This window comes from Mycobacterium sp. 134 (genome assembly GCF_048282715.1).
Classification (GTDB): Bacteria; Actinomycetota; Actinomycetes; order Mycobacteriales; family Mycobacteriaceae; genus Mycobacterium; species Mycobacterium septicum.
The window spans coordinates 4,785,264-4,810,897 of the sequence record NZ_JBLVUN010000008.1; the positions used below are offsets into that span (position 1 = coordinate 4,785,264).

Consider the following 25,634-nt stretch of genomic DNA (forward strand, 5'->3'; position numbering starts at 1 on the left):
GAACTCCCGTTTCAGCCTCGGTGGACTCGTGACATGCCCGGCGGGGCCGCCCGATTTTCTACAACTCTAGCCATCCGCGGGCCGCGCGCGGTCTAGCAACGAGGCGGTTCGCCACCGGCAGAAATCGTGTGCAACGCGTCGACCGCCTGGGTCAGCGTGTCGACCCTCACCAGATCCATGCCGTCCTGGGGTTCCGAGCGCGCCTCGGTGCAGTTGTCGGCGGGCACCAGGAACACGCTCGCCCCGGCCTCCTTGGCGGCCAGCATCTTGTGGGTGATGCCGCCGATGGACCCGACCTTGCCGTCGCCGGTGATGGTTCCGGTGCCGGCGATGAACTTGCCGTCGTTGAGGTCACCGGTGGTCAGCTTGTCGACGACCGCCAAGCTGAACATCAGCCCCGCCGACGGGCCACCGATGTTGGCCAGGTTGAAGTCGATGTCGAACGGCGCCCACGGGGCATCGAGTACGCCCACACCCAGGAAGCCGTAGTCCCGGTCGGGGTTGTCGCCGAGCGTGATGGTCGCGACCCCGGGCGGCGCATTCTTGCGACGGAAGTCGATCACCAGCTGGTCACCGGGCTTGGTCTTCTTCAAGATGGCCTGGAATTCGTCGAGGTTGGCCACCGGAGTGCCGTTCACCCCGTCGATCGCGTCGCCGTCATGCAGCTTGCCCGCCGAAGGACCGGGATCGGTGACGCTCTGCACGGTCACCGCCACCGGGTACTTCAGGAAGGACAGCGCCGCGTACGCCGCGCTGTCCTCTGACTTCTTGAAATCGGAGTTGTTGGCCTCGTCGATCTCGTTCTTGGACTTGTCCGGCGGGTACACCAGGTCGCGCGGAACCAGCTGCTCACGGCCCGACATCCACAACGCCATCGCCTGGCCCAGGGTGAGTCCGTCGCGCTGGGACACCGTGGTCATGTTCAGGTGCCCCGTGGTGGGGTGCACGTGAGCGTCCGGTCCTTCGATGTCGACCACCTGCTTGCCCTCGACCTCGCCGAGGGTGTTGAAGGTCGGACCGGGCCCCAACGAGACGAAGGGCACCGTCACCACCGACAGCAGCACGCCGAACGCCACGATCGGCACCAGCGCAACCAGTAGCGTCAAAATCCGCCTGTTCACGCCGCCCACAGTAAAGCCTTCGCCGTCGTGTTCACCCACAGCGTGACCCGCAGCCGCACCCGGGCACCCGGTGATGAGTACCGTTGTGGGTATGGCTGACCTGCCCTTCGGCTTCTCCGCCGGGAATGACCCCGACCGAGACAAAGATAAGAAGGACCCCGATTCGGGATCCGGCTCCGGCAACTCCGGACCAGGTCCGGGATCGGATCCGTTTGGTTTCGGCATGGGCGGAGCCAACTTCGACATGGGTGACCTCGGGCAGATCTTCACCAAGCTCGGCGAGATGTTCAGCGGCGCTGGCAGCGCGATGGGCGGCGGCAAACAGTCCGGTCCGGTGAACTACGACCTGGCCCGGCAGCTGGCGTCCAACTCGATCGGGTTCGTCGCCCCCGTGCCGGAGAAGACGATCGGCGCGGTCGCCGACGCCGTGCGGTTGGCCGAGACCTGGCTCGACGGGGTCACCCCGCTGCCCGCGGGCACCACCCGGTCGGTGGCGTGGACTCCCAGCGACTGGCTGGACAACACCCTGGACACCTGGAAGCGGCTGTGCGACCCGGTGGCCGAGCAGATCTCGTCGGTGTGGGCGTCGGCGTTGCCCGAAGAGGCCAAGAGCATGGCCGGTCCGCTGCTGGCGATGATGTCGCAGATGGGCGGTATGGCGTTCGGCTCCCAGCTGGGCCAGGCGCTGGGCAAGCTGTCCCGCGAGGTGCTGACGTCCACCGACGTCGGCCTGCCGCTGGGCCCCAAGGGTGTCGCCGCGCTCATGCCCGAGGCCATCGAAACGCTGGCCGAGGGGCTCGAACGTCCGCGCAGCGAGATCCTGACCTTCCTGGCCGCCCGCGAGGCCGCCCACCACCGGCTGTTCAGCCATGTGCCGTGGCTGTCCAGCCAGCTGCTCGGAACGGTCGAGGCCTTCGCCAAGGGCATGAAGGTCGACATGACGGGCATCGAGGACTTCGCCCGCGGATTCAACCCGGCCTCCCTCGGCGATCCCTCCGAGATGGAGCAGCTGCTCAACCAGGGCATCTTCGAGCCCAAGGCCACCCCTGAGCAGGAGGCCGCCCTGGAGCGGCTGGAAACCCTGCTCGCGCTCATCGAGGGCTGGGTGCAGACCGTCGTCACCGCGGCACTGGGCGATCGCATCCCCGGCACCTCGGCACTGGCCGAGACACTGCGTCGGCGCCGGGCGACCGGCGGGCCCGCCGAACAGACCTTCGCCACGCTCGTCGGCCTGGAACTGCGCCCCCGCAAGATGCGCGAGGCCGCGGTGCTGTGGGAACGGCTGACCGAGGCGGTGGGCACCGACGTCCGCGACGGTGTCTGGCAGCACCCGGACCTGTTGCCGAGCTCAGCCGATCTCGACGAGCCGGCAGGCTTCATCGACCGGATGATCGGCGGCGACACCAGCGGCATCGACAGTGCCTTCGAGCAGGCTTTGGCTGATCTTGAAAAAGAAGCCGATCTGGAGAAGGAACAGAAGCGCGAGGACGACGGCGAGTCCTGAGCCCCGCACGGCCTGTGGATAACTGAAACGGCCGTCCCCGCCGCCGTGGCACAGTCATCGGATGACGCGCTTGGTGCTGGCCGCGGACAGGCCGATCCTGCTGCGTCCCGACGGGGCGATGCAGCTGGGTTGGGATCCGCGGCGCGCGATGTTGGTCCGTCCCCCGCGCGGGATGACCCAGACACAACTGGCGGATCTGCTGCGCGCACTGCAGGTCGGCACCACCCGGGACGAATTGGGCACGGCCGCAGAATCATTCGGCGACGCGGCGGCCATCGACGAGCTGCTCGACGCACTGACCCGGACCGGAATGCTCACGACGCCGGCCGTCTCGGGCCCGCGACGGACCCGCGCGGCCTCCATTCGCGTCCACGGTCGCGGCCCGCTGTCAGAACTGCTGGCCAACGGCCTGCGCTGCTCGGGCGCGAAGGTCAGGCACAGCACGAACCCGCACACCAGGAACGTGGCAGCCACCACCGACCTGGTGGTGCTGGCCGACTACCTGATCACCGACCCGCGGCTGCTGCGCGAACTGCATCACGGCGGCATCGCCCACCTGCCGGTGCGGGTCCGTGACGGCGCCGGGTTGGTGGGCCCACTGGTGATCCCTGGCCTGACCAGTTGCCTGCACTGCGCTGACCTGCACCGCACCGACCGCGATGCGGCGTGGCCGGCGGTGGCCGCCCAGCTCCGGGGCGCCGTCGGCAGCGCCAGCCGGGCGACCATCCTGGCCACCGCCGCGTTGGCGATGCACCAGGTGGACCTGGTGATCCGGGCGGTCGGGCACACCGGCGACGGTCGGCCCGCGCCCGAAGCACCGCCGACGCTGAACACCACCCTGGAACTCGACGCCGCGGGCTACTCGATCGTCGCGCGGCACTGGTCCCGCCACCCCGACTGCCAGTGTTGAAAATTGTCAGTGTTGAAAACGTTTGTTGCCAGTTGGTTGTGGGCGATTCAGGCGAGTCATGGATGATGGTCTGGTGTCTGACATCAAACGTGGAAGCGTGGCACGGAATGCGAAGCTCGCCGGCTTGGCCGGCGGCATGGCGGGTCGGGCCGCGCTGGGCTTCGGCAAGCGTCTGACCGGCAAGTCCAAGGACGAAGTCACCGCCGAGTTGATGGACAAGGCCGCTCAACAATTGTTCGCCGTGCTCGGCGAGCTCAAGGGCGGGGCGATGAAGGTGGGCCAGGCGCTGTCGGTGCTGGAGGCCGCCATTCCCGAGCAGTACGGCAAGCCGTACCGCGAAGCGTTGACCAAATTGCAGCGCGAGGCCCCGCCGCTGCCTGCCGCCAAGGTGCACCGGGTGCTCGATGCGCAGCTCGGCACCAAGTGGCGGGAGCGGTTCACCTCGTTCGACGACACCCCCGTGGCCTCGGCCAGCATCGGTCAGGTGCACAAGGCGGTCTGGTCGGACGGTCGTGAGGTGGCCGTCAAGATCCAGTACCCCGGCGCCGACGAGGCGCTGCGCACCGACCTCAAGACGATTCAGCGCATGGTCGGCGTATTCAAGCAGCTGGCCCCCGGTGTCGACATCCAGGGCATCGTCGACGAGTTGCTCGAACGCACCGAGATGGAGCTGGACTACCGGCTGGAGGCGGACAACCAACGCGCCTTCGCCAAGGCCTACCGCGACGATCCGCACTTCGCCGTGCCCGCGATCGTCGCCAGTGCGCCGAAGGTCGTCATCGCCGAATGGATGGACGGCATCCCGATGTCGGTGATCATCCGCGATGGCACCCCCGAGCAGCGCGACCTGATGGGCACCCGGTTGTCCGAGCTCACCTTCGACGCGCCCAAACGCCTGCAGATGATGCACGGCGATGCCCACCCCGGGAATTTCATGCTGCTGCCCGACGGCCGGATGGGCGTCATCGACTTCGGCGCGGTCGCACCGCTGCCCGACGGCTTCCCGACCGCCCTGGGCGAGTGCATCCGGCTGGCCCGGGACAAGAACTACGACGAACTGCTGCCCACCATGGAGGAAGCCGGTTTCATCCAGAAGGGCGAGCAGGTTTCGATCGAGGAAGTCGACGACATGTTGCGTCAGTACGTCGAACCGATCGAAGTCGACGTCTTCCACTACAACCGCCGGTGGATTCAGCGGATGGCGGCCGGGCAGATGGACAACTGGGTGGCCCAGATCAGAACGGCCCGCCAGCTCGACCTGCCGCCGAACCTGGCCATCCCGCTGCGAGTGATCGCCTCGACCATCGCGATGTGCTGCCAGCTGGATGCCCATGTGCCGGTGAAAGCGATTGCCACCGAACTGGTTCCGGGTTTCGCCGAGGAAGCGGCCTAGCGCAACGGATTTCGCTGCACGCCGAACGACCGAACGGCGCCGAGTGTCTCGCACTCGGCGCCGTCGGTGTCTTCAGGCGTCACGCGGCGGCCGGGTTACCCGTGGCGTTCTTCCGCGGCCGCCCACGCGGCCGCTTGCGGGCCACGATGGTTCCGCGGTCGAGGATCTCGCCGCCCCAAACGCCCCACGGCTCCTGCCGTTCCAGCGCGGCGGCCAGGCACGCGTTGCGGATCGGGCAATCCGCGCACAGCGCCTTGGCCTGCTCCAGATCGACTGGGCTCTCGGCGAACCACAGATCGGGATTCCCGATGTGGCACGGCACCGCCGGCAGCCGCTCCTCGCATGTCAACGGCGCGACGCTCACCTCCGGAGCGGTCATCGCAATGGACATGTGCTTATCCCCCTACTTCCTGGTCGTAGTTGTCTGCGATCTGTCTTTCGATGGATCTGCGACCAGGTTTCTGGGGGTGGAGAACGACTCCCAAAAAAATTGGCCACGGATCCGTTTTGACTGCGGTCCGTGGCCATTTGGCTGGTGATGGGAGCTCTACCTAGTAGGGGCTCCGATCCACGGACGTGCCAGTCGCGGCGGCGGCACGGCGCTTATGCTGCGGTGCAATAGCAGCGGCGCCAGCCGGCCATCCGGCGGCGGGGGCAGCGGGTGCGGCGTGCCGACGTCCCTCCGGGGCAACCGGGGAAACGGCGACGGCGAGCACGGACGACGGCATGCCAGCAACCGCTACACCGCTGAATTCGATGTTGTTATCCATTGCGGGCACCCTCCTTCCGTCTCGTCACCAGAGCTGTGTTACGAGGCTAAAGCCTAACAGCCGAATCGCACAACCTATTTTCTACCTGCGGTTTTGGCTCGATCTTTACGAATTTTGGCGGCCGCGGACCAACTCGAGAACGTCCGGGCCGTACTGCTCGAGCTTGCGCGCACCGATTCCGGGGAGCGCCACCAGCGCAGCCTCGTCGGCCGGCATCGACTCCGCGATGGCTATCAGGGTGTTGTCGGTGAACACCACGTACGCCGGCACTTTCATCTCTTTGGAGACGCGCAGCCGCCACTCCTTGAGCTCGGCGAGCAGCTCCTCGTCAAGGTCCGACGGACAGGTTTCGCAGCGGCGCAACATGATCGCCGGCGGCGTCGACAGCGGCGCATTGCACACCCGGCACCGCGGCGCCGGGCCGCGCGGACGACGCGACCGGTCCGGGCCCGAGCCGGTGGAATTCTGCAGCTGCGGCGCGATGCCGTTGAGGAACCGCGACGGCCGCCGGCCCTGGCGGCCGCCGGGGGTGCGGGCCAACGCCCAGCTCAGCCCCAGGTGCACCCGGGCCCGGGTGACCCCGACATAGAGCAGACGGCGCTCCTCCTCCACCGGCTCGCTGTCGGGCCCGTGCGCGAGGGCATGCGAGATCGGCAAGGTGTTGTCGGCGAGGCCGACCAGGAACACCGCATCCCACTCCAGGCCCTTGGCCGCGTGCAGCGACGCCAACGTCACGCCCTGCACCACAGGCGGATGCCGGGAGTCGGCCCGCTGGCGTAGCTCGGCGACCAGAGCCCGCAGATCCAGCTCGGGGCGCACCGCAACCTCTTCGTCGACCAACTCGGCCAACGCCGTCAGCGCTTCCCAGCGATCGCGGGCCTTGGTGCCTGCAGGTGGTTCGGCGGTCAGGCCGAGGGGCTCGAGCAGTTCCCGCACGAGGGCGGGCAGGTTGTCCTCGGGGACGTCACGTTCGGCGAAGCGTTGCATCGCCACCAACGCCTGGCGGATCTCCTGGCGGCTGAAGAAGCCCTCACCGCCGCGCACCTGGAAGGCGATCCCGGCCTCGGTGAGCGCCTCCTCGTACACCTCGGACTGCGCGTTGATCCGGTAGAGCACCGCGATTTCAGCCGGCTCCGTTCCGTTCTCGATCAGCTTCTTGATGGACCGGGCAACGGCATTGGCCTCGGCCACCTCGTCGGGATACTCCGAGAACGTCGGCTCCGGACCGGGGTCGCGCTGCCCTACCAGGTGCAGCTTGCTGCCCGCCATCCGGCCGCGGGCGGCCGCGATCACCCGGTTGGCCAACGAGACCACCTGCGGAGTGGAGCGGTAGTCACGCTCCAGCCGCACCACCGCGGCGTCCGGGAAGCGCCGCGAGAAATCCAAAAGGAAACGCGGGGTGGCCCCGGTGAACGAATAGATCGTCTGGTTGGCGTCGCCGACAACGGTGAGGTCGTCGCGCTCCCCCAGCCAGGCATCGAGCACCCGTTGCTGCAGCGGCGTGACGTCCTGGTACTCGTCGACGACGAAGCAGCGGTAGCGGTCGCGGAATTCCTGGGCGACCGCGGCGTCGTTCTCGATCGCCGCGGCGGTGTGCAGGAGCAGATCGTCGAAATCCAGCAGCGCCGAGCCGTCCCTGCGGGCCTTGAGCGCCTCGTACCCCGAATAGACGGCGGCGACCTTGGCCGCATCGAATGGGATGTCGCGCCCGACCTTCGCCACCGCGGTGCTGTAGGCCTCCGGTGTGATCAAAGACGCCTTGGCCCACTCGATTTCACCGGCCAGGTCACGAACGTCGTCGGTACTGGTCTGCATGCCGGCGCGGTTCGCGGCCTGCGCGACGACGGCGAACTTGCTGTCGAGCAGCTCCCACCCGGTGTCGCCGACCAGACGCGGCCAGAAGTACTGCAATTGCCTGCGCGCAGCGGCGTGGAACGTCACCGCCTGCACCGCAGCGGTGTTCACCCCGGACTCCTGGCCCAGGACCCGCAACCGGCCCCGCATCTCGCCGGCGGCGCGCGCAGTGAACGTCACCGCGAGCACCTGGCTGGGCGCGACGTGACCGCCGGCGACCAGGTGCGCGATCCGCCGGGTGATGGTGCGGGTCTTACCGGTACCCGCGCCGGCCAGCACGCACACCGGGCCGCGGGCGGCCAGTACTGCCTCCCGCTGCTCATCGTCCAGATCACCCAGGGCGGGCGAGGGAGCCTCCAACGGCATGCGGTCCATGATGTCAGGGACCGGTGACAGTCTCGGGCCCGGCGTGGCCCGAACTCACTGCTGCCGGCTCAGCCACTGTTCGAAGGTGGTGGGCGCGATGCGCGCGCCGTCTCCGGGCAACAGCGCATTGCCCGCCATCTCTACACCGAAGATCGACGACCACGTCGGCACCAGCGTCACCTCCCTGCCACGCACCGCAAGGGTCCGCCGGGCCATGTCCACGAGATCCTGCGTCTGCGGGCCGGCCACGTCGGCATGGCGGCCCTGCGGGTCGCCGACCACGACCTCGGCGAGCACGGCCGCGATGTCGTCCGGATCGATGGGCTGCACCAACAGCGGCGCGATCGGCGCGATGGCACCGTCGGGGCCGTCCTGTTCGGTCCAGCCCACCACCATCTCGGCGAAATCGTGGAACTGGGTGGCGGGCACAACCGTCCACGGCACCGGCCCCGTCGCGACCAGCCGCTCCTGCTCGCGCTTTCCGGCGTAGTGCGGATTGCCGTCGATGTCGTGAATCCCCACGATCGACAACAGCACGTGATGCGCCACCCCCGCCCGGCCCTCGGCGGCGAGCAGGTTGCCGGTGGCGGTGCCCAGGTAATCCACGGTGCTGTCCCGGTCGGTGGGCGGGGCGCTGATCGCGTCTACGACCGCCCGCACCCCGGCCAGGGCCGCGTCGAGACCCTGGCCGGTGGACAGGTCCACCCCGTTCGAGCGGCTGATCGCCACCACCTCGTGTCCTGCGCCCTGCAGGGCGGCGACCACGCGCGCCCCGATGTTTCCCGTCGCGCCTGCCACTGCGATTCGCATGATGTCTCCCGTTCCGTGTGACCATCTATCTCGGACTATTCCGGCCGCAGCGCCTGCGCGCACCCGAAAGCTGTTGGGCAGGCCGGGCTGATCGCAGCAGCCGGCGCAACTCCTCGCGGCCGCCGTCGTCGAGCGGCAACAACGGGAGACGCGGGTCTCCGACGCCCTGACCCAACAGGTCGAGTCCACCCTTGATGGTGGTGGGCAGGCCGCCGGCCACGATGAACTCCAGGAAGGGCTTGAGTTCGGTGTAGATGGCCTCGGCCTTCGTCCAGTCTCCGGCCTGTGCCGCAGCATAGAGATCCAGGCACGGCTGCGGCAGCAGGTTCGGCGCCGCTGTGCACCAGCCCTTGGCCCCCGCCTTGAAGGCCTTGAGAATCATCGGGTTACTGCCGTTGTAGAACGGCAGTTGGCCGCCGGTGAGCTCGGACAGGCGCTCCATGCGGGTGATGTCGCCGGTGGATTCCTTGACCATGGTGACGTTGTCGATGTCGGCGAACATCTGAACCAGCAGTTCGGGCCGCATGTCGATGCCACTGGTGGCCGGGTTGTTGTAGACCATGATCGGAATGCCGATCGCGGCGCCGATCGCGGCGTAGTGCTGGGCGATCTCCAGTTCGGACAGTTTCCAGTAGGAAATGGGCAGCACCATCACCGCATCCGCGCCGGACCGCTCGGCGTACCGGGCCCGGCGAATGGTGTTGGCAGTGGTCAGATCCGAGGCGCCGATGATGACGGGCACCCGACTGTCGACCACGCCGATCGTGGTGTCGATGACGGCATCGAACTCGGCCTCGGTGAGATATGCCGACTCACCGGTGCTGCCCAGTGGGACGATCCCGTGGGCTCCGCCGGTCACCAAACGGTCGACCAGGGCGGCGAGCTTGTCCGTGTCGACCTTGTGGTCTTCGGTGAAGGGTGTCACCGGATAGGCGAGAATTCCGTGGATCTCAGTGCTGGATGGCATGTTTCGGCTCCTTCTTGGGGTGCGATCGGGGCGGTTATCAGGGGCAGCTGGTCAACGCGTCGGGATGATTGCGGAGCGCACGGCGGGCGTAGTACGCGAAGTTGGCCTGGCTGCGTTTGGGCCGCAGCGTCCAGTCGTGGGCCTCGCGGGCCAGTCGCGGCGGCAGGTCGGCGATCGTTCCCGCTGCCATGGCAGCCAGTTGCAGTTGGGCGCCGCGTTCGATCAGCATCGCCAGTGAGCACGACTCCTCGATGCTGGCTCCGGCGATCACGTGACCGTGGTGCGCCAACAGGATGGCCTTCTTGTCCCCCAGCGCGGCACTGATGATCTCGCCCTCTTCATTGCCGACAGGAACTCCGGGCCAGTCGGCCAGAAAGGCGCAATCGTCATACAACGGTGCGATATCCATCTGAGACACCTGCAACGGGACTTCCAGCATCGACAGCGCCGCGACGTGGAACGGATGGGTGTGCACGATGCACTGCACATCCGGCCGCGCGCGGTAGATCCAGGTGTGGAATCGGTTGGCGGGGTTGGCCATTCCCCCGCCTTCGAGAACGTTCAGATCCTCGTCGACGAGCAGAAGATTGTCTTCGGTGATCTCGTCGAAACCCAGACCGAGTCGCTGGGTGTAATAGGTACCCGGTTTCTCGGCTCGTGCGGTGATCTGGCCCGCCAGGCCTGAGTCGTGGCCCGCGTCGAACAGGGCCCGGCACGTCAGGGCCAGCTTCTGCCGCGTCGTCAGCGTGGACTCCTCGATATGGGTCGACAGACCATCGAGTGCGCGCTGCATCAGAACTTGTTTCGAATCACCAAGCGTGGTGGTCATCTCGGCATACCTTTCGCGTTGAGGGACCGGCGACACAATCTCGACGATAGGACACTTCGTGTCCTTCCGTCAACACCCGACTTGCAGGCGCCCAACCACGCATGCGTCTCGCGTGTTTCCGTAAGGACACTTTGTGTCCTATGATTGGAGGCGAATCGAACGAACAGACGACGAGGGAGCGAGAAGCCATGAAACACTTCGCAATATCCACGGCGATTTCCATCGGCGCTGCCGCCGGCTGGCTCACGGCAGGAACCGCTGTCGCCGCCGCGGCCCCCACCGGACCGTCGGCAGCCGAAACCATCGCGCGCCTACAAGCCGACGGCAAGCGGGTGATCATCAACAGAGTCGGCAGCGGCCCGCTCAGTGAGTGCACGGTGACCGATGTCCGTGCCGTCGTCGTACGCCCGCAGGCGAAGACGGTCACCATTCACGGCCTGCCGGATTTCGAACCCATCCCGACGGTGCACGTCAACCTCAAATGCTGACGAACCGCCGCCTCGGCGCAAGGAAGTCAGCCGTCAGCGGTTGCGGCTGTACTCGGTGTGGGTGATCACCAGAACCTCGCTGGGCACGCTTCCCCGCTGCCGCAACTGGTGGGGCAAGGAGGCGTCGAAGTACGCGCAATCGCCGGCTTCCAAGATGACCAACTCGTCCTGGTAGCGCAGCTCCACCACGCCTGCGTGGACGAACACCAACTCCTGCCCGGCGTGTTCTGGATGCGGGTGCTCGGCGAACTTGAGTGTCGGCCGCACGATGAACGGCGACATCGACTTTCCGAGCATGCCGGCAGCCACCGCCTGATACCGGTTGTCTCCCCGATCGGCGGCGCGGTCGATCGACAACGTCGTGACCGCTGGATCCTCGGAAAACAGCTGTGCGACATCGACCTCGAGTGCACGGGCCACTTTCATCGCAACCGCGATCGACGGGGTGGATCGCTGTCGTTCGACCTTGGACAGATAGCTCTTGGTCAGTCCGGTCGCCTCGGCGAGTTCCTCAAGGGTCATGCCCCGCTGCTGACGCACGGCACGCAAGAGAGCGCTCATAACACCTCCTGCTCACGACGCCCGCTCCGCCCATGGTCCCATAGGACAGCGGGTGTCATATCGTCGACATTCCGAATCGCCGACCGCGAGCCGATCAGGTGCCGGTGGCGGTGACCAACGCCCAGAGACCGTCCGCACCGGCGGCGGTGGCATGGTCGGTGAGCACCTGGTCCCAGTGCGCGACCGAGCCGTACTCCGAGCGCCAGGACAGCGCGGGCATCGTGAACTCGTGCAACCGGTGTTCAACCGTGGTGCCGATCGCACCGTGCACCTGATGGCCGTTGCGCACCACGACCGAGGTGGCATGTCCGACACACGAACGTGCCACAGCGACAAAGAAATCCAGGTACGGCGAGGACCAGTCCGATCGCAGCGCCTCGGCCAGGGCGCCGTCGGTGGCCGCCCGGGCCAACGCCGACTCGGCGGCGATGTCGGCCACCAGATTCTGCACGGCCTGAAACTTGGCCAACGGACGGCCGAACTGGGTGCGTTCGCGGACATGCGCCACCGACAGCTCCAGGATCCGGTCCAGCGCGGCGCACACCTGGACAGCGCGCACCAGAGCGGCCCGCTGGGTGAACTGACTGACCACGCTGTCGGGCACCGGGTTCCCGGTCAGGGCCGCGAGGTCCGCACGGACCTCGTCGCGAGGCTCCCCCGCGTTGTTGTGTCCGGCGGTGACCGACAGCGACGCGGTGTCCGCATCGGTCACGCGGTAGCCGGTGCCGTCGCGCCAGATCAGCACCACCCGCGCGGAGTCCGCCGCCCAGGGCACACCACGTGCGGCACCGGCGTCGTCGAGCAGACACGCCGTGCGTCGCGCGTCATCGACCCCCAGCCCGGCCGCCTCCAACAGCCAGCAGGCCAGCAGATCATGTTCGGCCAGAGGGATTTTCACCCCGTGCGAGGCGGCCGCGCGCAGCAACTCGACGGCCTCGGCCCAGCCCGCGCCACTGCCCCCGGACTCCTCGGACCCGGTGAGGCGGACCAGACCGAGTTCCCCCAGCCGGCCCCACAATTCGGCGATGCCCTCACCGGGCTGATGCTGTTCGCGGTGCGCGGCGAAGACCGCCGACATCATCTCGGCCAGTTCGGCGTCGACACTCATCTCATGCCCAATCCCCGCGCGATGACCCCACGCAGAACCTCGTTGGTACCGCCGCGCAGGGTGAATCCCGGACGTTGGACCACCGCATCGGCCAGCATGGACCGGTACCCCTCGTCATCGGTCTCACCGAGTACGTCGGCGAAATCGGCGATGTCACCTTCGGTGGAGGTGCCCAGCACCTTGACCACGGCCGCCGCGGTATCAGCCGGCTCGTGACGCTCCAGCGCACCGGCCACCGCCATCGACATCTGGTGCAGGCCGGTGATGCGGCCCAGGTAACGCCCCAGGTCGGTATGGCGGGGCAGAGATCCGTCCCGCACGTGCGTGGCCATGTCGGCCAGTAGCGGGAACGTCGACAGGAAGCGCTCGGGCCCACTGCGTTCGAAGCTGAGCTCCGAGGTCACCTGCTGCCAGCCGTTGCCGATCGTGCCGAATACCATGTCGTCGGGCACGAACACCTCATCGAGGATCACCTCGTTGAAATGATGCTTGCCGTTCATCGAGATGATCGGCCGGATGTCGACGCCCGGTGCCCGCAGATCGACGATGAACTGGCTCAGGCCGTCGTGACGGTGCGCAGGATCCACCGGCGTGCTGCGGGCCAGGCAGATGAACGCGTGCGCCAGATGCGCCCCCGACGTCCACACCTTGGCACCGGTGATCGCCCACCCACCGTCTACCTGGACCGCTTTGGTGCGCACGCTGGCCAGATCCGATCCGGAGTCCGGCTCGCTCATCCCGATTCCGAAGTAGCACTCGCCTTTGGCTATGGCGGGCAAGAACTTTCGCCGCTGTTCCTCGGTGCCGTACTTGAGTAACGACGGAACGATCTGGCGGTCGGCGATCCAGTGCGCCCCGACCGGAGCCCCGGCGGCCAGCAGTTCCTCGGTGACCACGAACCGCTCCTGGTGGCTGCGCCCGTGCCCGCCGTAGGAAACGGGCACCGTCATCCCCAGCCAACCGCGGGCCGCCAGCGCCCGGCTGAAGTCCTCGTCCCAACCGGTCAGCCAACTGTCGGCGTACCGGCCGATCTTGCCGGCGTGCTGCTGCTCGGCGACAAACTCCCGCACCTGCAGCCGCAACTCGTCGAGCGCATGCGGGTCGCCGGCTACCGGCGGCACCAACCTGGTCATGTTCAGCTCCGTCCACTGCGGATTAGCAACTTACCGCCGCAGGCCGGAGACCTGCGTCACCGCGGGCATGGGACGGCGGTTCGGCTACGTTATGTGCACTATGACTGCTACACCGACTGCTCTGACCATGTACACCACCACCTGGTGCGGCTACTGCTCGCGGCTCAAGACCGCGCTGAAGTCCGAGGGCATCTCGTGGACCGAGGTCGACATCGAGCAGGATCCGGCCGCAGCCGAGTTCGTCGGCTCCGTCAACGGCGGCAACCATGTGGTGCCGACCGTGAAGTTCGCCGACGGGTCGACTCTGACCAACCCCACCATCAAGCAGGTCAAGGCCAAGCTCAGCTGATCGTCAGTCCAGGGCCGCCCAGGACTCGATGATCTCGCGGGCAATGGAGATCGATCCGGGCAGCAGCAGCCTCGAAGGTGAATCGCCGTCGGCCGCGCTCCAGTCACCCTGATCGAGCGCCTCGCGGATCTCGGCGCGGGTGAACCAGTCGGCCTCGGCGATCTCACCGTCGTTGAACGAGAACGGCTGCTCCGGATCCCCGATGGCATGGAAGCCAACCATCAGCGATCGCGGGAACGGCCACGGCTGGCTGCCCAGATACTGCACGTCGGTCACCGTGAGGCCGACCTCCTCGGCGATCTCACGCACCACACAGGTCTCGAAGGATTCTCCGGCCTCGACGAACCCGGCCAGGATCGAGAACAACCGTTCGGGCCACGCCGTCTGCCGGGCCAGCACCGCACGGTCGTGGCCGTCATGGACCAGACAGATCACCGCCGGATCGATACGCGGGAATTCCTCATGCCCGGTGACCGGGTCGACCCGCGACCAGCCGCCCTTCGCCGACCTCGTCGCCGCACCGTCCACCGCACTGAACCTGGCCCGGTCATGCCAGTTCAGCAGGGCGGTGGCGGTCGCCACCAACTGCGCGCTGACGTCGTCGAAGACCTCACCGGCCCGGCGTAGATCGAGCACCTCGGCGGCCGCATCGGGGTCCTCGGGCGCCTCCAGCGCACTACGGACTCCCCAGACGTGCCGCCCATCGCCCAGCCGGCCCAGGAACACGGCGTTCTCCGGCGGCTTGTCGCCGCCCAGGCTCGATGCCTTGCCGAGCACCACCTGGCCACCCGAGATCAGTACCTGGTTGCGTCGGTCGACCCGCAGCAACAGCGCGTCCTGCCAGCCCTCGGTCGCCGCATCGATATCGGTCCGCAGCGCATCGGCACGATCGGCACCGACCCGCGACAGCAGGGGGACGTTGCGCAGGCCGAAGGTGAGGCGCTGCGTCATTCCCCGGTCGCTGCGCTCCTGCCCGCCGACGGTCATCGCTCGGTGTCCGCACTGCGGATGTAGAGCAGCCGGTCCCCGGCCTCCAGCGCATCGACCTCCGGCGCATCGACCCGCACCAGACGGCCGCCACGCACCACACCCAGCACGATGTCGTGCAGGTGCCGTGGCGAGCCGCCCTCCTCCTTGGGCGTCACCTCACGTTCGGCGATGGCGAAGCCGGCATCCGGGGTCAGCAGATCCTCCATCATCTCCACCACGCTCGGGGTCTGCGTCGCGATACCGAGCAGCCGGCCTGCGGTCTCGGAGGACACCACCGTGGAGTCCGCACCGGACTGCTTGAGCAGATGCAGGTTGTCCGACTCCCGCACCGCCGCGATGATCTTGGCCTTGGGCGCCAACTCACGGGCGGTCAGCGTGACCAGCACCGCGCTGGCGTCATTGTCCGCCGCCACGATGATCGACTTGGCGTGCTGAGCCCCCGCCAGCCGGAGCACACCGGAGTTGGTGGCGTCGCCGTGCACGGTCACCAGCCCCGCACCCTTGGCGCGTTCCAGGGCGGCCGCGTTCTCGTCGACGACGACGATGTCGGCCGGGGAGACCTCATCGCCGACCATCGCCGCGACCGCCGTGCGGCCCTTGGTGCCGTATCCGACGACGACGGTGTGGTTACGCACTTTGTTCCTCCATCGCTGAATCTTCAGCGCCTGCCGGGATTGGGTGGTCAGGGTTTCCACGGTGGTACCGATGAGAACGATCAGGAAGGCCACCCGCAGCGGCGTGATGACGATGACGTTGACCAGACGTGCCGAATCCGTATACGGCGTGATGTCGCCGTACCCGGTCGTCGACAGTGACACCGTCGCGTAGTAGAGGCAGTCCAGGAACGAGAGCGGATTGTTGACGTCCGGGGCGCTGTCGTTGTCCCGGTAGCCGTAGCGATCCGCGTAGACGATGAGGACTGCGGCGAACAACGCCCCCAAGGCGTACAACACCCGCATGAAGATCTTGCGAGCCGGACTGATGAACGGCTCGGGGATGCGCAACACATCGACGAGCGCGGCGTCCGGGCGCGAGGTCAGGTTCGAGTCGATCGCGGCGAGGCGGCGCCGCAGCCTGCCTTTAGCCACGCGACCCCATCATCGAGCAAAGCGCCCCGGGACGCGCCGGGATCAATCTGATCAGACGCACGCCACAATGTAACCATGACCGCACCCCAGCCTCAGCGGATCTCCTCCGCACCCGCCGCCCAACGCCTGGCAGCCCTACTCCTGGGTATGGGCACGCTGCACTTCGTCGCGCCCAAACCGTTCGACGACATCATCCCGGCCGAGCTGCCGGGCAGCGCCCGCTTCTACACCTATGCCTCCGGGGTGGGTGAGCTGGCCACCGGTGCCTTGGTGGCCGTGCCCCGCACCCGGCGGCTCGGCGCGCTGGCCGCCGTGGCGCTGTTCATCGCTGTGTTCCCCGGGAACGTGAACATGGTCCGGCTGTGGTGGGACAAGCCATGGCCCATGCGGATCGTGGCGATCGCCCGACTGCCGCTGCAGATCCCGATGATCACCTGGGCCCTGCGGGTGTACCGCAACTCCTAGTCGCATACACCTGACTCGCCGGCTGACCAGAATGCCTGGGCAGCAGCCTGTTTCGTTGCCCGGCTCGGCCTCCGGCACCGCACCGGGCCAAGTTTGGCAAGGCTATCGTTGCTGGTGGCGTGAGGTTTTCGCCGATATCGTCGGACCGTGACGAATCCCAGCCATCCGTCCGAGCCGCACGTGGGTTCGCTGACGTCCAGACTGAACTGGCTTCGCGCCGGGGTTTTGGGCGCGAACGACGGCATCGTCTCCACGGCCGGCATCGTCGTGGGCGTGGCGGCCGCCACGGTGGAGAAGGCGCCGATCCTGACCGCCGGTATCGCCGGCCTGGCCGCGGGCGCGGTGTCGATGGCGTTGGGTGAGTACGTCTCGGTGAGCACACAGCGTGACACCGAACGCGCATTGCTGCGCAAGGAACGCCGCGAGCTGCGTGACGACCCAGCCGCCGAACTGGACGAGTTGACCGCCCTCTATGAGGCGAAGGGCCTGTCGACGACGACCGCACGCACCGTGGCCGAGGAACTCACCGACCACGATGCGTTCGCCGCACACGCCGAGGTCGAATTGGGCATCGATCCCAAGGATCTGACGAATCCGTGGCAGGCTGCCGCGTCTTCTGCGCTGTCGTTCACCATCGGTGCGCTGTTGCCGTTGATCGCGATCCTGGTTCCGCCGACGACATGGCGCATCCCGGTGACCGTGGTTGCCGTGCTGCTGGCACTGATGCTCACCGGGGCGGTGTCGGCCGGGCTGGGTGGAGCACCGCAGGGACGCGCGGTGCTGCGCAACGTGATCGGTGGCGGTCTGGCCCTGGTGATCACCTATCTGATCGGCCTGTTGGTGGGGACCGCCATCACCTGACCACTTCGCATCATCCCGACCAGCCAAGGAGCCCAGTGACAGTCTTCAACGGCCTGCCCGCCCACGTCCTGCTCGTCCACGCACTGGTCGTGCTCGTGCCGCTGACCGCGGCGCTGGAGATGCTCTGCGCGCTGTGGCCGGCCGCCCGCAGAGGTCATCTGTTATGGCTCACTCTCGTTCTGGCAGTCGTGACAACGGTTTTGACGCCGCTCACGACGTACGCCGGCGAATGGCTCTACGACCTGCGACCCGCTCACGATGCCGTGCTGGAAGAGCACGCTGAGCGCGGCGACACCATGATCTACTTCTCGCTCGCACTACTGGTCGTCGCACTGGCGCTGGTGGGATTGCATTTCGCCGAACGGCGCAACGACCGACGGCGGCTGACATACAACAGCGTTGTCGCGGTGGTCGCCGTGCTCGTGGGAGTGACCTCGATCATTCAGATCTATCGGATCGGTGATCTCGGAGCACGGTCGGTGTGGGGATCCGAGATCGCCAACCTGACCTCGGCCGGCGACGGCTAGGTGTAACTCCCAGACAGGTTGTGAACGGCGTGGTGAGCGGAAGTAGGTGAGGACCTCCGGTATCGGTGTGGTTACCAAATACGCACATCCGATTACCGAGAGGTCCTCATGGTCCACGCTAATGCTTCGTTGACTCCTCGTGGGCGGTTGCGGCTTGCGCAGGCGGTTGTTGATCAGGGCTGGAGTTTGCGGCGCGCGGCTGAGCGGTTCCAATGTTCGGTGGCCACAGCCAAGAAATGGGCCGACCGTTATCGCGACGGTGGCGAAGCAGCGATGGTAGACCGGCCCAGCCGGCCGCATCGCAGTCCGTTGCGGTTGCCGAAACGACGTGAGCGGCGCATCGTCAACCTGCGCTTCACCCGGCGCTGGGGCCCACATCGCATCGCCGCTTACCTGCACCTGCCACGCTCGACCGTTGAGGCGGTGCTGCGCCGCTACCGGATGCCATTGCTGCGGCACCTGGACCAAAACACCGGGTTACCGGTACGCCGGCCCAAACCCCGCCGCTATGAGCACCCGGCTCCCGGCGACTTGGTCCATGTCGACGTCAAGAAACTGGGCCGCATCCCCGACGGGGGCGGCCATCGCAAGCTGGGTCGCCAAGCCGGCCGGCGCAACCGCTGCGGCATGGGATACACGTTCTTGCACCACGCCGTTGATGACCACTCCCGGCTGGCCTACTCCGAGGACCTCACCGACGAACGCAAAGAAACCGCCGCGGGATTCTGGAAACGCGCCAACGCGTTCTTCGCCGACCACGGCATCACCGTCAAACGAGTGTTGACCGACAATGGATCCTGTTACCGGTCAAAGAATTTCGCTGAAGCGCTCGGCCCCGACATCACCCACAAGAGGACCCGGCCCTACCGGCCACAGACCAACGGCAAAGTCGAGCGATTCAACCGCACCCTGACCACCGAATGGGCCTATGCGCAGACCTACCGCTCTGAGGCCGAACGCGCCGGAACCTACCAGCACTGGCTGCATCACTACAATCACCACCGACCCCACACCGGCATCGGCGGAATGACACCAATCGAGCGCCTACGCGTTCACAACCTACCCGTGAAGAACAGCTAGGGCTGCTGGGCGAGATTTTGCGAACCGGTCGTGGGGTCGGTCAGCAAGGCCACGAGTTCGTCCTCACCGGGCAGCGATTCGGGGCTGACGGTCGTTCCCGAGCGCACGTAGTGGAACGCGGCCCGCACCGATTCCGGCGGGCACCCGCGCAGTGCAGCCCACGCCAGGCGGTATACCGCGAGCTGAACTGCCGCCTGCGCCATGGCTTCCGGTGTCGCCGGGGGTTCGCCGGTCTTCCAGTCCACCACGGTGGTGGTGCCGTCCTCCTGTGCGAACACCGCGTCGATGCGACCACGCACGACGGTGGTCCGGGTCCGCCCGATGGCCATGTCGAACGGCACCTCCACCTCGATCGGGGTGCGTGCGGCCCACGACGACATGACGAAGGCGTCCTGCAGCTCGGACAGTTCGGCTGCACCGGCGCGCCCGCTATCGCTGTCCACCGCGCCGGGCAGGTCGTCGAGGTCGAACAGCCGCTCGGAGTGGAAAAACCGCTGCACCCATTCGTGGAAGGCGGTGCCCAGCAGGGCATGCGGGTCCGGACGTTGGGGCAACCGCCGGTGCAGGCGCTGCAAGGCGGCCTGCCGATCACGGCTGAGCTCCACCAAGGTGCTGACCGACAGCTGACCGGGCAGTTCAGCCGGGGCGACCTGCGGCGCGCGATCCCGTTCCGCCAGTAGCGCATCGACGTCGGCGGCCCAGCCTTCCCCATCGACTACGTCGTCTTGCGCGCTGCCGTCGTGGCCACCGTCGCCCGCCAGCGCCTGCGCCACCAGTGCCGCACCCCGGTCGACGTCAGAGGCCCGCGTCGGAGCCGCGGGCCAGATGGCTTCGACAGCCTTGTCCCGCAACGGATTCACCTCACCGGCCGGCGGATCCGGAGCCCACTGCTCGATCTCGCCACACGGGTTCCCCTGCTCGGCGGCATCCTCCACGATGGCCTTGATCTCACCCAGGAATTCCGACGGTCCGCGCGGCTTGCTCTCGGTCGCACCCCAGTGGTGCCCCGAGATCAGCAGGGTGTCCTCGGACCGGGTGATCGCGACGTAGAGCAGCCGACGCTCCTCGTCGACACGGCGTTGTTCGAGGCTCCGCTTGTGATCGGAGATCTTGTCCGCCAGGATCTTCCGGTCGTTGATGTCCGAGGTGTCGAGCACCGGTACACCGAGCTCTGATTCGGTCGCGCGATCACCGCGCAGCAGCGGCGGCAGATCCGACGGGTCCGTCAGCCAGGTGCGGGCCGACGCCGTCGACGGGAACACCCGGCCACTCAGATGCGGAACGGCCACCACCTGCCATTCCAGCCCCTTGGCGGCATGCACGGTGAGGATCTGCACCCGATCGTGCGACACCGTCAATTCGGCAGGGGCCAGACCGTTCTCCACTTCGGCTGCCACATCCAGATAGGCGAGCAGCGCCAGCACCGATCCACCCGGCCGGCCGGCGAAATCGGCCACGAGGTCACAGAACGTGTCGAGGTTCTCGGTCCCCGTCCAGCCCGCGGCAACCGGGCGCGCCGCGCGAGCCTCGGCATCCAGTCCGGCGACGCGCCGCACCTCGGCCACCAGCTCGGGCAGCGGGTGGCTCAGATGCGCACGCAGAATGGTCAGCTCGCGCCCGAGTGCCTCGATTCGTTGATGGCCGGCCGTCGAATAGTGTTCGGCGGCACCGGGATCGCAGATCGCGTCGGCAAGGCACGCCGAGTCGGCATCCGGGGCGGCCTGTGCCACGATCTCGGCGGGGCTGGGCTCCCCCACCGACCTGTCGTCCAATTCCCTGGCGCGCCGCCACAACGCGGCGATGTCCCGGGCGCCGAACCTCCATCGCGGCCCGGTCAGCACCCGCATCACCGCCGACCCCGCGGCAGGGTCGGCCACCAGCCGCAACATCGCGACCAGGTCGGCCACCTCGGGCACCGCCAGCAGTCCGGCCACCCCGACCACCTCGACCGGCACCCCGCGGGAGCTCAGCGCCTCGGCCATCGGCGCGGCGTCGGCGTTCCGTCGCACCAGCACCGCAGCGGTGGGTGTGGCCGCATCCTGAGCCACCGCGCCGTGATAGATCCGGGCCAGATGGTCTGCCACCCAGTCACGTTCGGTCTCGACATCGGACAACAGTGCGCACCGGATGGTGCCGGGCTCCGCGTCAGGCCGGGGCCGCAGCTCATGCACCGTCACCGAACGGCGGCGCGCCTCCGCCGACACCGCATTGGCCAGATGCAGGGCACTCGGCGGGTTGCGCCAGCTGGTCCGCAATTCCAGGGTGGGGGCCGGCGTGCCGTCGGCGAGCGGAAAGTCCGTCGTGAACCGGGGCAGGTTCGTCGCCGACGCTCCCCGCCAGCCGTAGATCGACTGGATCGGATCACCCACCGCGGTGAGCGCCAGGCCGTCGTCGACGCCGCCACCGAACAGCGAGGACAACGCCACCCGTTGCGCGTGTCCGGTGTCCTGGTATTCATCGAGCAGCACCACCCGGAAACGTTGGCGCAGTTGCTCACCGACCTGGGGGAACTTCGAGGCGAGCCGCGCCGCCGCGGACATCTGCATACCGAAATCCATCACCTTGTCGGCACGCATCCGCTGGTGCAGCGCATCGATCAACGGCACCAGTTCGGTGCGCTCGGTCTGGGTGGCCAGCATTTTCAGCAGCCACTGGCTGGGCCCGCGCTCACGTTGATACGGCCCGGCCGGCAGGGTGTGCACCAGGCGCTCCAACTCCACATGCGTGTCACACAGCTGGTCGGTGTCGACCAGATGCTCGGCGAGCGCACCTGACAGGCGCAGCACCATGTCGGTGACGGCGGCCGGAGTCTTCTCGATGGCCAACTCCCCCGGGTGCGCACACACCACCTCGAACGCCAACTGCCACAGCTCCGTTTCGCTGAGCAGCCGCGTGTCCGGTTCGACCGGGAGCAGCAACCCGTGCTCACGCAGCAGTGTGCCGGCAAACGCGTGATAGGTGCTGACCGTGGCGACCTCGTCGCCCGCCCCCTGTACCGGAGCCAGACCGGCGCCGGCGAGCCGGGCCAGCCGCGTGCGGACCCGGCGCAACAACTGGCCTGCGGCCTTACGGGTGAAGGTCAGCCCCAGCACCTGCGATGGTGTGGCATAGCCGTTGGCCACCAACCAGACCACGCGGGCCGCCATGGTCTCCGTCTTACCGGCGCCCGCGCCGGCGATCACCACAACGGGCCCAGGCGGCGCGGAGATCACCGCGGCCTGTTCCTCGGTCGGCGGGAACAGGCCCAGCGCGGTGGACAATTCGGCCGGGCTGTACCGCACGCCGGTCGCAGCGGTTTCCGTCATGACCGGTCCCCGACAGCCTGGGCCGGGCACGACGAACGCACCGGGCAGTTCGCGCAGCCGTCGTTGACCCGGGCCGCGAACTGCGGCCCGGCCGTGGCGGCCGCCGCATCCGCGACGGTGCCCAACCAGTCGGAACGAGAGTCGGGTGTCATCGGATCCTGTTCGCGTTCGGTGGCGCCGCTCGCCCCCGCCTTGCCCAGGTATACCAATCGGCCCCCGCCCGGCTCATCGCCGTGCGGCAACAACCCCGCGGCCACCGCGAGCTGATAGGTGGCCAGCTGGGCGTGCTTCTGCGCGTCGCCCTTGGTGACCGGGCTCTTGCCGGTCTTGAGGTCGACGACGACGAGCCGATCCGCCTGGTCGCGCTCGAGGCGGTCCAGCCGGCCCCGTACCTGAACGCTCGGCCCGCCAGGTCCCGGTTCGACGATCACGCCGTCGACGTCGATCTCGGTGGCGACCTCGGTCAACTGATCCCGAGAGTCCGCGCGCCAGCGGGTGAAGGTCTCCAGCATCGCCCGGTGCCGAGACAACTCGTTGTCCGAAAACCACCTCGCCTCGAAAGGCAGGTCTTCCCAGACCTTTTGCAGGTCGTTGATCAGCTGGCTCTCGGTCTTGCCGGAGTCGGAGACCAACGCGTGCAGCAACGACCCGACCGTCGAACGCACATCGCGCCCGTCACTGCCGCCGTGGCGCTCCAACAGCCAACGCAACGGGCAGTCGGTGAGCATCTGCAGCGTCGACGGCGACAGCTTCACCACGTGTTCGGGATCCGACCACAACGGCTCCTCGGTGGACAGCGCGGTCATGGTGTGCCACTGCGACGGGTCGGCCCCGGGCACCCCTGCGGCTGCCAGCCTGGCCAATTGAGTTGCCGCACAAGACCGGGACTCGTCATCGACGGCCCCTTCAGGCGCGCACACCACGGCCCGCAACCGACCGACCACCGCCGAGGGCAGCAGCACCCGCGGCGCGGCCAATGGTGGCAGCGCTATGGATTCAGTCGCCACCTCGGCCAGTTCCGCGCAGAACGGCGAGGGCAGCAACGATTCGTCGCCGCCGTCGCTGTCCACCGCGGTCACCAGCAGCCGGGTCCGGGCCCGGCCCATGGCGGCCATCAACAACCGTCGCTCCTCGGCCAGCAGCGGCGCACGGGTCGACACCGCACGGTCGTCCGGGGCGGCCACCCCGTCGAGCACATCCACGAGATTCTGCGTACCCAGGATGCCACCACGCGGAACAGTGTTGGGCCACAAACCTTCCTGCACGCCGGCGATCACCACGAAGTCCCAGTCCCGGCCGAGGGCGGCATGCGCGCTGAGCACCGCAACCGCCTCGGTCTGCGGGCTCGAATCCGAGGCCGACATCGACGTTCCCAGCGTCGCCACGTGGTCCACGAGCCCGCGCAGTGACGCGCCCGCGGTGCGGCTCACGTATTGGTCGGCCACATCGAACAATGCCGTCACCGCGTCCAGATCCCGGTCCGCCTGCGCGCCGATGGTGCCGCCCCGCTCGCTGGCGGCCAGCCAGCGCGGCTGCAGCCGGCACGCGTTCCAGGCCTGCCACAGGATGTAGCGCGGATCGGCGCCGTCACGCCGGCTGCGGCGGGCGGCGGCCAGCACCGAGCGGAGCCGGCGCAGCGGCTTGACGTGTTCTGCCGACAAACCGGCCGGCTCCGTGTCGATCGCGGCGACCAGGAGATCGGTGAAATCCCGTGGTGGCGTGGAACCATCGGCCCGGCGCAGCGCCCGGCGCAACTGCCGCAGGGTCACCGGATCGACCCGGCCGATCGGACCGGTGAGCAGGCTGACCGCGCTGTCGCCGTCCAGCTGCCCGCACGCGGTCACCTCCAACACCGTCAGCAGGGCGGCGACCGCGGGCTGTTGCGCGAGCCCGAGATCGCCGCCCGTCGACTGCACCGGTACGCCGGCACCGCTCAGCGCCCGCGCCAGCCCCGCACCCACCCGCGGAATCGAACGCACGACCACAGCCATCTCCGACCACGGCACCCCGTCCACCAGGTGGGCGCGACGCAGGGCATCGGCGATGAAGGCGTTTTCGGCGTGCGGCGTGGCCGCCAACCGCAGGATGACCGCGCCCTCCCCACGTTCGGGGTTGCCCTCCAGCACGCGGCCGGGCCCGACTCCGGGCAGCCGGCGCGCGATACCCGAGATGGCCGACGCCACCGCGGGGGCACAGCGGTGCGAGTGCGTGAGGGTGATCGCCGGGGTGTCCTCGCCGCCGTGATCGCGCAACAACATCGGATCGGCGCCGCGATACCCGAACACCGACTGGTCGGGATCGCCGGCGATGACTGTCAGACCTGACCGGGCGGCCAACACCCGGACCAACAGGGCAGCCTGCGGGTCGAGGTGCTGAGCGTCGTCGACCAGCAGCAGGCTGATCCGCGCGCGCTCGGCGGCCAGTAGGTCGGCGTCGGTCCCGAGCGCTTCCAGCGCCGCACCGACGAGTTCGGCCGCGCCCAGTGCCGGCACCGTGGCCTGCGGTGCGGCCATACCCACCGCCGACCGCAGCAGCATGATCTGCTCGTACGCCTGGGCAAACCGGCCCGCCGCCAACCATTCCGGACGCCCGGCCGAGCGGCCCAGCCGTTGCAGGGCACGCGGATCGACACCGCGCTCGGTGCAGCGGGCCAGCAGATCACGCAGCTCGGTGGCGAAACCCGCGGTGCTCAGCGCCGGCCACAGCTGCTCGGGCCAGCCCACGGGCGAATCAGCACCGTCCTCCAGGTCGCCGGCCAGCAGCTCGCGGATGATGCCGTCCTGTTCGGCGGTGGTGATCAGCCGCGGCGGCGGATCACCGTTGCGTTGGGCCGCCAGCCGCAGCAGCGCGAAGGCATACGAGTGCACGGTGCGCACCAGCGGTTCCCGCACCACACCATGGGTCCCGGCCCCGAGCAGCCGCGCGGTGACGGCGGCCCTGGCCTCCGAGCGCAACCGGGCCGAACCGGTCAACAACAACACCGACTCGGGATCGGTGCCTGCCGCGATGTGATCGACCGCGGTGCTCACCAACAGCGAGCTCTTCCCGGTGCCCGGGCCGCCCAGCACCCGCACCACACCGTCGCGCCCCGGTACCAGCAGCTCGGTGCCTGCCAGGGTGGGCTGGACGTGGTGTGCGGTCATGGAATGCATGAC

Annotated in this window: 22 protein-coding genes; 9 read left to right on the forward strand and 13 right to left on the reverse strand. The window is 68.1% G+C overall.

What is annotated here, in order from left to right; translation table 11 throughout:
- Positions 1 to 92: 92 nt before the first annotated feature.
- Positions 93 to 1,121, reverse strand: coding sequence for a PDZ domain-containing protein (locus ACNQVK_RS27565; RefSeq protein WP_418032072.1), 1,029 nt, complete (start codon positions 1,119 to 1,121; stop codon positions 93 to 95).
- Positions 1,122 to 1,212: 91 nt separating this feature from the next.
- On the opposite strand from ACNQVK_RS27565, the gene ACNQVK_RS27570 reads away from it, so the two are divergent.
- The 3 genes from ACNQVK_RS27570 to ACNQVK_RS27580 all read left to right on the forward strand — a co-directional run bounded on the left by ACNQVK_RS27570 (position 1,213) and on the right by ACNQVK_RS27580 (position 4,928).
- Positions 1,213 to 2,625: a zinc-dependent metalloprotease gene (locus tag ACNQVK_RS27570; RefSeq protein WP_418032073.1), complete on the forward strand. Its 1,413-nt coding sequence runs from the start codon at positions 1,213 to 1,215 to the stop codon at positions 2,623 to 2,625.
- 61 nt (positions 2,626 to 2,686) lie between these two features.
- Entirely contained in the window at positions 2,687 to 3,535 is an 849-nt protein-coding gene (locus tag ACNQVK_RS27575; protein WP_418032074.1) for a cyclodehydratase, read from the forward strand.
- Positions 3,536 to 3,593: 58 nt separating this feature from the next.
- Positions 3,594 to 4,928 carry an ABC1 kinase family protein gene (locus ACNQVK_RS27580; RefSeq protein WP_418032075.1) on the forward strand — a complete coding sequence of 445 codons (1,335 nt, stop codon included), beginning with the start codon at positions 3,594 to 3,596 and terminating at the stop codon, positions 4,926 to 4,928.
- A gap of 79 nt (positions 4,929 to 5,007) precedes the next feature.
- Here ACNQVK_RS27580 and ACNQVK_RS27585 read toward each other — a convergent pair whose 3' ends face one another.
- The 5 genes from ACNQVK_RS27585 to ACNQVK_RS27605 all read right to left on the reverse strand — a co-directional run bounded on the left by ACNQVK_RS27585 (position 5,008) and on the right by ACNQVK_RS27605 (position 10,524).
- The gene (locus ACNQVK_RS27585; protein ID WP_418032076.1) at positions 5,008 to 5,319 is read right to left on the reverse strand and encodes a WhiB family transcriptional regulator; all 312 of its coding nucleotides are present in this window, start codon (positions 5,317 to 5,319) and stop codon (positions 5,008 to 5,010) included.
- A gap of 484 nt (positions 5,320 to 5,803) precedes the next feature.
- On the reverse strand, positions 5,804 to 7,918 hold the full coding sequence (locus tag ACNQVK_RS27590; protein ID WP_418032077.1) for an ATP-dependent DNA helicase UvrD2: 2,115 nt from the start codon (positions 7,916 to 7,918) through the stop codon (positions 5,804 to 5,806).
- Positions 7,919 to 7,972: 54 nt separating this feature from the next.
- A complete protein-coding gene (locus tag ACNQVK_RS27595; RefSeq protein ID WP_418032078.1) occupies positions 7,973 to 8,728 on the reverse strand; it encodes an SDR family oxidoreductase in 756 nt (251 codons plus the stop codon).
- A 25-nt stretch (positions 8,729 to 8,753) separates the two neighbouring features.
- Positions 8,754 to 9,695 carry a dihydrodipicolinate synthase family protein gene (locus ACNQVK_RS27600; RefSeq protein WP_418032079.1) on the reverse strand — a complete coding sequence of 314 codons (942 nt, stop codon included), beginning with the start codon at positions 9,693 to 9,695 and terminating at the stop codon, positions 8,754 to 8,756.
- 37 nt (positions 9,696 to 9,732) lie between these two features.
- Complete coding sequence (locus ACNQVK_RS27605) at positions 9,733 to 10,524, reverse strand: aldolase (protein WP_418032080.1); 792 nt, start codon at positions 10,522 to 10,524, stop codon at positions 9,733 to 9,735.
- Between the two features lie 188 nt (positions 10,525 to 10,712).
- On the opposite strand from ACNQVK_RS27605, the gene ACNQVK_RS27610 reads away from it, so the two are divergent.
- Positions 10,713 to 11,012 carry a hypothetical protein gene (locus tag ACNQVK_RS27610; protein ID WP_418032081.1) on the forward strand — a complete coding sequence of 100 codons (300 nt, stop codon included), beginning with the start codon at positions 10,713 to 10,715 and terminating at the stop codon, positions 11,010 to 11,012.
- A gap of 33 nt (positions 11,013 to 11,045) precedes the next feature.
- On the opposite strand, the gene ACNQVK_RS27615 is transcribed toward ACNQVK_RS27610, so the two are convergent.
- From ACNQVK_RS27615 to ACNQVK_RS27625, 3 genes are all read right to left on the reverse strand, one after another.
- A complete protein-coding gene (locus ACNQVK_RS27615; protein ID WP_418032082.1) occupies positions 11,046 to 11,573 on the reverse strand; it encodes a helix-turn-helix domain-containing protein in 528 nt (175 codons plus the stop codon).
- A 94-nt stretch (positions 11,574 to 11,667) separates the two neighbouring features.
- Positions 11,668 to 12,681: an acyl-CoA dehydrogenase family protein gene (locus ACNQVK_RS27620; RefSeq protein ID WP_418032083.1), complete on the reverse strand. Its 1,014-nt coding sequence runs from the start codon at positions 12,679 to 12,681 to the stop codon at positions 11,668 to 11,670.
- Positions 12,678 to 13,820: an acyl-CoA dehydrogenase family protein gene (locus ACNQVK_RS27625; protein ID WP_418034368.1), complete on the reverse strand. Its 1,143-nt coding sequence runs from the start codon at positions 13,818 to 13,820 to the stop codon at positions 12,678 to 12,680. Before ACNQVK_RS27625 ends, ACNQVK_RS27620 begins: the two co-directional genes overlap by 4 nt.
- Positions 13,821 to 13,914: 94 nt before the next feature.
- On the opposite strand from ACNQVK_RS27625, the gene ACNQVK_RS27630 reads away from it, so the two are divergent.
- Positions 13,915 to 14,163 carry a mycoredoxin gene (locus ACNQVK_RS27630; protein ID WP_170856455.1) on the forward strand — a complete coding sequence of 83 codons (249 nt, stop codon included), beginning with the start codon at positions 13,915 to 13,917 and terminating at the stop codon, positions 14,161 to 14,163.
- A gap of 3 nt (positions 14,164 to 14,166) precedes the next feature.
- Here ACNQVK_RS27630 and nudC read toward each other — a convergent pair whose 3' ends face one another.
- Positions 14,167 to 15,114, reverse strand: coding sequence for an NAD(+) diphosphatase (nudC, locus tag ACNQVK_RS27635; RefSeq protein WP_418034370.1), 948 nt, complete (start codon positions 15,112 to 15,114; stop codon positions 14,167 to 14,169).
- 32 nt (positions 15,115 to 15,146) lie between these two features.
- Positions 15,147 to 16,241 carry a potassium channel family protein gene (locus ACNQVK_RS27640; protein WP_418032084.1) on the reverse strand — a complete coding sequence of 365 codons (1,095 nt, stop codon included), beginning with the start codon at positions 16,239 to 16,241 and terminating at the stop codon, positions 15,147 to 15,149.
- 75 nt (positions 16,242 to 16,316) lie between these two features.
- Between ACNQVK_RS27640 and ACNQVK_RS27645 the strand changes: the two genes are divergently transcribed.
- The 4 genes from ACNQVK_RS27645 (at position 16,317) to ACNQVK_RS27660 (ending at position 19,174) form a co-directional block, all read left to right on the forward strand.
- Complete coding sequence (locus ACNQVK_RS27645) at positions 16,317 to 16,706, forward strand: hypothetical protein (RefSeq protein WP_418032085.1); 390 nt, start codon at positions 16,317 to 16,319, stop codon at positions 16,704 to 16,706.
- Positions 16,707 to 16,853: 147 nt separating this feature from the next.
- Entirely contained in the window at positions 16,854 to 17,567 is a 714-nt protein-coding gene (locus ACNQVK_RS27650) for a VIT1/CCC1 transporter family protein (RefSeq protein WP_418032086.1), read from the forward strand.
- A 35-nt stretch (positions 17,568 to 17,602) separates the two neighbouring features.
- The gene (locus tag ACNQVK_RS27655) at positions 17,603 to 18,094 is read left to right on the forward strand and encodes a DUF2231 domain-containing protein (RefSeq protein WP_418032087.1); all 492 of its coding nucleotides are present in this window, start codon (positions 17,603 to 17,605) and stop codon (positions 18,092 to 18,094) included.
- Between the two features lie 108 nt (positions 18,095 to 18,202).
- Complete coding sequence (locus tag ACNQVK_RS27660) at positions 18,203 to 19,174, forward strand: IS481 family transposase (protein ID WP_047328137.1); 972 nt, start codon at positions 18,203 to 18,205, stop codon at positions 19,172 to 19,174.
- Here ACNQVK_RS27660 and ACNQVK_RS27665 read toward each other — a convergent pair.
- Positions 19,171 to 22,479, reverse strand: a complete 3,309-nt coding sequence (locus tag ACNQVK_RS27665) for an ATP-dependent helicase (RefSeq protein ID WP_418032088.1) — start codon at positions 22,477 to 22,479, stop codon at positions 19,171 to 19,173. The two genes, ACNQVK_RS27660 and ACNQVK_RS27665, sit on opposite strands and share 4 nt — an antisense overlap.
- Positions 22,476 to 25,622 (reverse strand): ATP-dependent helicase, encoded by a 3,147-nt coding sequence (locus tag ACNQVK_RS27670; protein ID WP_418032089.1) that lies wholly within the window; start codon positions 25,620 to 25,622, stop codon positions 22,476 to 22,478. Before ACNQVK_RS27670 ends, ACNQVK_RS27665 begins: the two co-directional genes overlap by 4 nt.
- Positions 25,623 to 25,634: the final 12 nt, after the last annotated feature.